The 8,628-nt window shown below is 70.9% G+C and carries 8 protein-coding genes and 1 pseudogene; 5 read left to right on the top strand and 4 right to left on the bottom strand.

Features of this window, described 5'->3' with window-relative positions:
- Positions 1-173, top strand: a pseudogene (locus AC1DF3_RS36270) (porin); the annotation flags it as partial.
- 7 nt (positions 174-180) lie between these two features.
- Positions 181-1,206 carry a YeiH family protein gene (locus tag AC1DF3_RS36265; RefSeq protein WP_478142704.1) on the top strand — a complete coding sequence of 342 codons (1,026 nt, stop codon included), beginning with the start codon at positions 181-183 and terminating at the stop codon, positions 1,204-1,206.
- A gap of 15 nt (positions 1,207-1,221) precedes the next feature.
- Here the strand turns inward: AC1DF3_RS36265 and AC1DF3_RS36260 are convergent, their stop codons facing one another.
- Genes AC1DF3_RS36260 through AC1DF3_RS36250 form a run of 3 tightly spaced genes read right to left on the bottom strand, consistent with a single transcriptional unit; the run spans position 1,222 to position 4,837 of the window.
- A complete protein-coding gene (locus tag AC1DF3_RS36260) occupies positions 1,222-2,943 on the bottom strand; it encodes an IlvD/Edd family dehydratase (protein ID WP_478142703.1) in 1,722 nt (573 codons plus the stop codon).
- A gap of 19 nt (positions 2,944-2,962) precedes the next feature.
- On the bottom strand, positions 2,963-3,889 hold the full coding sequence (locus tag AC1DF3_RS36255; RefSeq protein ID WP_478142706.1) for an alpha/beta fold hydrolase: 927 nt from the start codon (positions 3,887-3,889) through the stop codon (positions 2,963-2,965).
- Positions 3,890-3,931: 42 nt separating this feature from the next.
- Positions 3,932-4,837, bottom strand: coding sequence for a dienelactone hydrolase family protein (locus AC1DF3_RS36250; protein ID WP_286530728.1), 906 nt, complete (start codon positions 4,835-4,837; stop codon positions 3,932-3,934).
- A 160-nt stretch (positions 4,838-4,997) separates the two neighbouring features.
- Here AC1DF3_RS36250 and AC1DF3_RS36245 point away from each other — a divergent pair, with 160 nt between their 5' ends.
- From AC1DF3_RS36245 to AC1DF3_RS36235, 3 genes are all read left to right on the top strand, one after another.
- Positions 4,998-6,575 (top strand): AMP-binding protein, encoded by a 1,578-nt coding sequence (locus AC1DF3_RS36245; RefSeq protein WP_478142702.1) that lies wholly within the window; start codon positions 4,998-5,000, stop codon positions 6,573-6,575.
- A gap of 101 nt (positions 6,576-6,676) precedes the next feature.
- Positions 6,677-7,636: an MlaD family protein gene (locus tag AC1DF3_RS36240; RefSeq protein ID WP_478142701.1), complete on the top strand. Its 960-nt coding sequence runs from the start codon at positions 6,677-6,679 to the stop codon at positions 7,634-7,636.
- Entirely contained in the window at positions 7,633-8,478 is an 846-nt protein-coding gene (locus AC1DF3_RS36235) for a tetratricopeptide repeat protein (RefSeq protein ID WP_286530725.1), read from the top strand. Before AC1DF3_RS36240 ends, AC1DF3_RS36235 begins: the two co-directional genes overlap by 4 nt.
- Here the strand turns inward: AC1DF3_RS36235 and AC1DF3_RS36230 are convergent.
- Positions 8,475-8,628: integrase core domain-containing protein (locus AC1DF3_RS36230; RefSeq protein ID WP_478142705.1), on the bottom strand; the 154-nt coding region annotated here is incomplete at its 5' end. The genes AC1DF3_RS36235 and AC1DF3_RS36230 overlap by 4 nt on opposite strands.

Below are 8,628 nucleotides of genomic sequence, written 5' to 3'. Positions count from 1 at the left end.
ACAACCTGTCGGCGCGCACGGCCGTGTACGCGACCGCGGCACGCATCGACAACAAGGGCGGCGCCGACCTCACGGTGGGCGGGCCGGCCTTCTACGCGAAACCGATCAATGGCGTCGTGCCGACCGCCAAGACCTCCACCGGCTACGACCTCGGCATCCGCCACATCTTCTGAAGCGCCCATGACCGCACTGACCCTGACCGGCTGGCCGGCGCTCGGACGCCAGCTGTTCCCCGGCGTGCTCGCCAGCGCCGTCGTCGCCGCCGCCGCCATGTTCCTGTCGCAGCACTATGGCGCGCCGGTGATGCTCTTCGCACTGCTGCTCGGCATGGCGATGAACTTCCTTTCCGCCGACAGCCCCTGCTCCCCGGGCATCGAGTGGACCGCCCGCCAGGTGCTGCGTATCGGCGTGGCCCTGCTGGGCCTGCGCATCACCACCGGCCAGATCGCGGCCATGGGCTGGCATCCGGTGGTGATGGTGGTGGCCTCGGTGGCGCTCACCATCGGCCTGGGCATCGGGGTCGCCAGGCTGATGGGCTACCGGAGCTTCTTCGGCTTGCTCACGGGCGGCTCGGTCGCGATCTGCGGTGCCTCGGCGGCCATGGCGCTTTCCGCGGCGATGCCGCACCATCCGATGCGCGAACGCGCCACGCTGTTTACCGTGATCGGCGTCAGCGCGCTGTCGACGCTGGCGATGGTGGTCTATCCGATGATCGTGCGCGCCGCGGGCCTCGACCCGGTGCAGGCCGGCATCTTCCTCGGCGCCACGATCCACGACGTGGCCCAGGTGGTGGGTGCCGGCTACGGCATGTCGACCGCCACCGGCGATGCCGCCACCTTCGTGAAGCTGCTGCGCGTCGCGATGCTGCTGCCCGTGATCGCGTTCGCGGGTTTCATGACGCGCGCGCACCAGGGCGGCGCTGTCGATGGCCCGCGCCCGCCGCTGCTGCCTTGGTTCGCCCTGGCCTTCGCGCTGCTGGTCGCCATCAACAGCACGGGCTGGGTGCCCAAGGCCGTCGCCCAGGCGGGCATGGACCTGTCGCAATGGTGCCTCGTCACGTCGATCGCCGCGATCGGCATGAAGACCCAGTTGAAGGAACTCGCCACGGTGGGATGGAAGCCGATCGCCCTGATGGTCGGCGAGACGCTGTTCCTGGCGCTGCTCGTGATGGCCTGGCTGCACTGGGGCGGCGCCGCGCCGGCGTGAGCGCCGACTGCGCGTCTACTCCGGCACCTTCCCGATCGTCTTCGCGGCCCGCAGAAAGTCGAAGTCCACCCCCTGGTCGGCCTGCGTGACGGTCTCCAGGAACAGCTTGCGGTAGCCGCGCCCGGCGGTCGGCGTCACCACCGGCGATGCCTCGGCGCGGCGCGCCAGCTCTTCGTCGGACACCAGCAGGGCGATCTCGCGGGACCGCACGCTCAGGCGAATCCGGTCGCCGTTGCGCACATGGGCCAGCGGGCCGCCGATGGCCGACTCGGGCGTGACGTGCAGCACGATGGTGCCGAAGGCGGTGCCGCTCATGCGGCCATCGGAGATGCGCACGATGTCCTTCACGCCGGCCCGTGCGAGCTTGCGCGGGATCGGGAGGTAGCCCGCCTCGGGCATGCCGGGCGCGCCCCGGGGGCCGATGTTCTTCAGCACCAGCACGTCGTCGGCCGTGACGTCCAGGTCGTCGCTGTCGATGCGTTCGGCCAGGTCCTCGATGTTCTCGAACACGACCGCCCGGCCTTCGTGCTCCATCAGCCGGGCGTCCGCCGCCGACTGCTTGATGATCGCGCCGCCCGGGGCCAGGTTGCCGCGCAGCACCGCGATGCCGCCCTGCGGGTAGATCGGGCGCGCGATGGGCCGCACCACGTCCTGGTCGAAGCCGGGCCCCGAGGCCTCGATCTCCTCGCCGAGCGTGCGGCCGGTCACGGTCAGCGCATCGAGCCGCAGCAGCGGCCTGAGTTCGCGCAGCAGGGTGGCCATGCCGCCGGCGCGATGGAAGTCCTCCATGTAGTGCTGCCCCGACGGCTTCAGGTCCAGCAGCACCGGCGTCTCGCGGCCCATGCGGTCGAGGGCGTCCAGGTCGACGTCCAGGCCCATGCGGCCCGCGATCGCGGTCAGGTGGACGATGCCGTTGGTCGAGCCGCCGATCGCGAGCAGCACGCGCATCGCGTTCTCGAAGGCGGCCGGGGTCAGAACCTTGTCGATCGACAGGCCGTCGCGCGCCATCTGCACGGCCCGGGTGCCGGTCTGTTCGGCCACCCGCATGCGGTCGGCGGTGACCGCCGGCGGCGAGGCGCCGCCCGGTACCGTCATCCCCAGGGCTTCGGCGATGCAGGCCATGGTGCTGGCCGTGCCCATCACGGAACAGGTGCCGACGCTCGCGACCAGCTGGTCGTTGACCTCGCCCACCTCGTCGTCGTCGATCTCGCCGGCGCGGAACCGGCCCCAGTAGCGGCGGCAGTCGGTGCAGGCCCCGACGCGCTCGCCGCGGTGGCTGCCGGTCAGCATCGAGCCCGTGATGAGCTGGATCGACGGGATGCCGGCCGAGGCCGCGCCCATCAGCTGCGCCGGCACGGTCTTGTCGCAGCCGCCGATCAGCACCACGGCGTCCATCGGTTGGGCGCGCACCATCTCCTCGGTGTCCATCGACATGAGGTTGCGCAGGTACATGCTGGTGGGGGCGGCGAAACTCTCATGGATCGAGATCGTCGGGAATTCCATCGGCAGGCCGCCGGCCAGCATGACGCCGCGCTTGACCGCCTCGAGCAACTGGGTCGCGTTGCCGTGGCAGGGGTTGTAGGCGCTGCCCGTGCTGGCAATGCCCACCACCGGACGGTCGAGTGCGCCGTTGGTGTAGCCCGCGCCCTTGATGAAGGCCTTGCGCAGGAACAGGGAGAAGCCCTGGTCGCCGTAGCTGGTCAGGCCCTTCCTGAGGCCGGTCGGGTTCGGGTCCATGGCGCTCGCCTGGGCGACCCTACTGCGAGACGGCGAGGAACTTGTCGACCAGGCCGACCGTCGTCTCGGTGCTTTCCTCCATCAGCCAGTGCCCTGCGTTCGGGACCACCTCCTGCTGCACGTTGGTGGCCGCGTTGCGCATGACCGTCGCCATGTTGGGGCCGAAGGACTTCTCGCCGCCGATGGCCAGCACCGGCATCGGCAGCTTGTTGCGCGAGAACGCGATGTTGTCCGCGACATCCTTGGCCGCGATGGTGTTGAACTGGGCGAAGGACGCCCGCATCGCGCCGGGCTGGGCATAGAGCTTCGTGTAGTGCCGGCGGGTCGCTTCATCGATCTTGGAAGGATCGCCGGCGAACTCGTTCCAGAAGCGGTCGAGGTAGATGCGCTCGCGCCCCGCCACCAGCCGCTCCGCATTGGGGCCGCCGAAATTGAAGTGCCACAGCGCGGGCCACAGGATGATCTGGTCCCAGGGCGCGATGCCGGGCACCGGCGCGTCCATCACGACCAGCTTGTCGACCTTGTCCGGATAGCTCGCCGCGTACGCGTAGGCGACCATGGTGCCGATGTCGTGGCCGACCACCGCCGCACGGTCCTGGTTGAAGGCGGTGACGACCGCCCGGATGTCGGCGGCCTGCGACTTCTTGTCGTAGCCGCCGGTCGCCTTGGCCGAGCGCCCCATGCCGCGCAGGTCGGGCACGATGACCAGGTGCGTCTTGGCCAGCTGCCCGGCCAGGGGCCCCCACATGTCGCCCGTGTCGCCGAATCCGTGGATGAGGACGACGGCAGGGCCGGCGCCTCCGGAGCGAACGAAGAGCTTCGTGCCGTCCTGCGCGTCGACCGTGCGGGTCTTGAAGCCGATCGGCAGCACGGGCTGCGCGGCGGCGGCCTGGCCCAGCGAGAGCCCGGCAACGAGCAGGGCGGCCAGGAAAAACGCATGGCGGATGGTCATGTTCGTGAAGCTCCAGGGGATGGGGGTGAACACGCCTCAGCCGGCGGCGCCGCCCAGTTGAAGCTTGAGGAACTCGATCGTGCGGGCCCAGGCGAGCTTGGCCGCGGCCGCGTCGTAGCGAGGCGTCGTGTCGTTGTTGAAGCCGTGCTGCGTGCCCGGATACTGGAAGTCACTGACGCTGACGCCGGCGGCCTTGAGCGCCGCTTCGTAGGCCGGCCATGCCGCATTGATGCGCTCGTCGACGGCGGCCCGATGCACGAGCAGCGGCGCCTTGACCTTGGCGGCTTCGGCCGGCGCCGGCACGTTGCCGTAGAACGGCACGCCGGCGTTCAGGTCGGGCATGCGCGTGCTCAGCACGTGGACGATGCCGCCGCCGTAGCAGAAGCCGACCGCGCCGAGCTTCCCGGTGGCATCCGGGCGCGCCTTGAGCCAGCTGGCGGCGGCCACGAAATCCTCCCGCGCATGGGCCTGGTCCAGCTTGGCGAAGGCGTCGCGGGCCTTGTCTTCGTCGCCGGGGTAGCCGCCCAGCGGGGACAGCGCGTCGGGCGCGAAGGCCATGAAGCCGTCCAGCGCCAGGCGCCGCGCGATGTCCTCGATGTGCGGGTTGAGGCCGCGGTTCTCGTGAATCACCAGCACGGCGGGAAGGCGGGTGGCGCCGGCGGCGGCGGGTCGCGCCAGGTAGCCCCTCACGGTGCCGCTGCCGGCGGGGGAGGGATAGTCGACGCGCTCGGTCCTGAGCTTCGGGTCGCTCGGCGGCACCTGCTGGCCGGCCGCGAAATCGGGGCTCAGCGCGGCGAGCAGCCCGGCGGCGGTGACGCCTGCCTTGGCGAACTTCTGCGCCTGCCCGAGGAAGCCCCTTCGGTCCAGGTGGCCATGGACATAGGCATCGAAAAGAATGAGCAAGTCCTGGTCGAAGTCCTGGGCTGTGAGGCGTGGCGGCATCGGTGCTCCCTGGAAAAAGATCCCGGAGCATAAGCTGCAAATCCGAACGGCGTGCGACGGCCTTCGCGCGGGGTCTGGACGCCGCCCGCAGGTGGGCGTAACGTGCGGCGCGACAGACATCGGCGCCGGCGCCTCGACGGCGCGTCCAAGGAGGGCGCACATGGACCACAGCAGCCACGGCATCATCGAAGGCCCTGCGCTCACGGGTGAATTGCCCCGGACCACCGTGCCGGCGTTGGTTCGCCGGCGCTTGCGCGAAAGGCCCGAGGCGGTCGCGCTGGTGGACGCCGCCAGCGGCCGCGAACTGACCTCCGGCGCGCTGGACCACGCGATCGGCCGCTTCGCGGCGGGCCTGGCGGCCCAGGGCTTCAAGCCCGGCGACGTGTTGCTGCTGTTCGCGCCGAACTCGCCGGAGTGGCCGATCGCCGCGCTCGGCGCCATGGCCGCCGGCGGCGTGGTGAGCGGCGCCAACCCGATGTACGGCGCGGCCGACCTGGCGCACCAGATGCGCGACGCCAACGCGCGCTTCGTATTCACCCTGCCGACCCTGCTGCCCACCGTGCGCGAAGCCGCGGCCTTGGCCGGCGGGGCCACCGTGGTGGTGCTGGGCGAAGCCGCGGGCGCGCTGGCCTTCGCGTCGCTGATGGCCTGCACCGATCCCGAACCGGCGCCGGACATCGACCCCGACGCGCTGGCCGCGCTGCCCTATTCGTCGGGCACCACCGGCATGGCCAAGGGCGTGATGCTGACGCACGCCACCATCGTCGCCAACGTGAGCCAGTACCTGCAGGCCTATGCGCACCCGCCGGACAAGGTGTTGCTGGCTTTCCTGCCGATGTTTCACATCTTCGGCTTCACCATCATCACGCTGTGCGGACTGGTCGCCGGCTGCCGCTTGGTGACCGTGCCGCGCTTCGAGCCTCAATCCTTCCTCAAGGCGATCGCCACCTACCGCGTGTCCCGCCTCGCCGTGGTGCCGCCGGTGATGCACTTCCTCGGACTGCACCCGATGGTGGACGACTTCGACCTGTCGTCGCTCGAAGTGATCGGCAGCGGCGCGGCACCGCTGGGCGCCGCACTGGAACACAAGGTCGCCGAACGCCTGAAGTGCAAGGTGCTGCAGGGCTACGGCATGACCGAGTCCTCGGGTTGCGTGACCGTGAGCCACCCGGACCGGATCCACGCCGGCACCAGCGGCCAGATCCTGCCCGGGACGCAGGCGCGGGTGGTCGACCCGGCGACCGGCGCCGACGTGGCGCGCGGCCAGTCCGGCGAGCTGTGGTTCCGAGGCCCGCAGGCCTTCAAGGGCTACCTGAACCAGCCGGATGCCACCGCGGCGACCTTCACCGACGACGGCTGGGTGCGCACCGGCGACCTCGTCACCATCGATGCCGACGGCTACCTCACCGTCACCGACCGGCTCAAGGAGCTCATCAAGGTGAAGGGCTTCCAGGTCGCCCCGGCCGAGCTGGAGGCCCTGCTGTACACGCATCCGCAGGTGGCCGACGCCGCGGTGATCGGCCGGCCCGACGACCGTGCCGGCGAGCTGCCGGTGGCCTACGTCGTGGCGCGCGGCGCCCTGGCCGCCGCGGACCTCAAGGCCTGGGTCGCCGAGCGGGTGGTGGCCTACAAGCAACTCGGCGACGTGGTGCTGTGCGAGGCCGTACCGAAGACCCCGGCCGGCAAGATCCTGCGCCGCGTGCTGCGCCAGCAGGACGCCGAGCGCATGCGCGACTGACCGTGCCCGTCAGGCGAAGCGACGCCTCCCCGCGCGGTGGCCGATGGTCTAGCATGCGTGACCGTTGTGAGCTCTCACTGTCACCCCACGGAGGTTCTTCGATGCCAAATTCCGACAACCGTCGCTGGGCGGCCCCCGCCATGGCCCTGCTGGTGCTGGTCATCGCAGCCCTGCTGGCCTGGATCGCCTACCAGCAGGGGCTGTTCAGCCGCCAGGACCAGCTTTTCGTCGAGGTCCCCGACGCGGCCGGAATGAGCGAGGGCATGCCGGTGACGACCCGCGGCCTGGTGATCGGCAGCGTGCGCAGCATCCTGCTGGCCTCGTCGGCGCCGTCCGGCGACCAGGGGGTCAGGGTCGAGCTCGGCATCGGACGCGACTACATGGCGGAGTTTCCGAAGGGCACCCGGGCCAGGCTGGTCCAGGACAACGCGCTCGGCAAGCCGGCGATCGAGCTGGTGGCCCCGCGCGGCGGCCGTGCGCAACCGGTGGCCTCCGGCGAGGTGCTGGCGTTCGAGCGCCCCCGGGTGGCTGGCCAGCTGGCGCAGGACATGCAGGCCGCGCTGATGCCGGCGATCGCCGATGCGCGCAAGCTGACCGAGAGCCTGACCGATCCGGAGGGCCCGTTCCAGCAGACCCTGAAGGCCGGCCAGGAGGCGGCGTCGAAGATCCCGGCCATCGCCGAGAAGGCCGGCGAGGTGCTGCAGCAGGCGCAGCAGGCCGTGAAGACGGTCGAGAGCGGCGCGGCGACGACGCTGAACAAGGCCAACCAGACCCTCGGGGTCGTGGCCGACGCCGCGCCTTCCGTGATCGAGAAGGTGCAGCAGGCGGCGGCCACTTCGCAACAGGCCAGCGCCGAGGTGCATGCGATGGCGGCGCAGGCCGCCGAAAGACTGCCCGGCGTGCTCGACCAGGTCCAGGCGGCGGCGACGCAGACCAACCAGATGGTCAGCGACGCGCGCCAGACCTGGCCGATCAGCTGGCTGACCGGTACCGCCACCACGCCGCAGTCGCTGCCGATCGACAGCATCGGCGGCCTGCCGCTGCCGGGGGACGCGCAATGAGTCGCGCACCGGCGCGGGCCGCCGTCGTCGTGTGCGTCGTGGCGGCCGGCCTGTTGGCGGCCTGCTCGACGCCGCCCGTGCGCTCGACGGCGCAGATCCGGGCCCAGGGCTTCAACACCCAGGGCATGGACCGCTACAAGGCCGGCGACCTGCCGCATGCGCTGACCTATTTCGAGCAGGCGCTCCAGCTCGCGCAGTCGATCGAGGACGACGATGCGATCGCCGTCGCCCGGCTCAACCTGTCGATGGTCTATCTGGGCATGGGGCGCCAGGACGAGGCGCTGAAGCAGCTGGACGGGGTGCTGGACGAGCCCCGGCTCGCGTTCAGCAACGACCGCCGCGCCGAGGCCGCCTTGCGCCGGGCGATGGCGGTCCAGGCCGGCGACCGCGCCGGCGCCGCGCAAGCACTCGATCGCGCCGACGCGCTCTGCGGCAGCCGATGCGCCGTCAGGGGCAAGATCCTCAACCTGAAGGCCTATCTGGCGCTGACCTCGGGGCGCCCCGAGGAAGGCTTGCGCTTCGCCCAGCAGGCCCACGGCGCCTTGGCCAAGGACGACGCGCTCGAGCGCGCCAACGCCCTGCGCCTGCAGGGCAGCGCCTGCATCGCCCTGAAGACGCCCGCCGCGGCCGTGGCGCCGCTCGAGGAGGCCCTGAAGCTGGACAAGGCGGCCGGGGCGAGCGAGAAGATCTACCAGGACCTGCTGCTGCTGGGCCAGGCGTCGGCCGACAGGCCGGAGCTCGCCAGGGACTACTGGAGCCGGGCCCACGACGTGGCACTGGCGGCCGACAACAAGGCGGGTGCCGAGCGCACCGCGAAGCTGCTGGCTTCGGCGCCGCGCTAGGTGTCGAGTTTCAGCAGGTTGTTCATGGCCGGTATCCGGCTCATGGGCGGCTGATGGTTGAGGGCTGAGTGTGGCCGATGCCAGTTGTAGTGATGGATGAAGGGCTGTAGCGCGGCCTCGCGTTGAGCTGAGCTTTCGTAGGGCCTGGCG

The sequence above is a fragment of the Variovorax sp. 10N432 genome (genome assembly GCF_056394465.1).
Note: the sequence above shows the minus strand (reverse complement) of the source record. Positions and strands in the feature narration are given on the sequence as shown.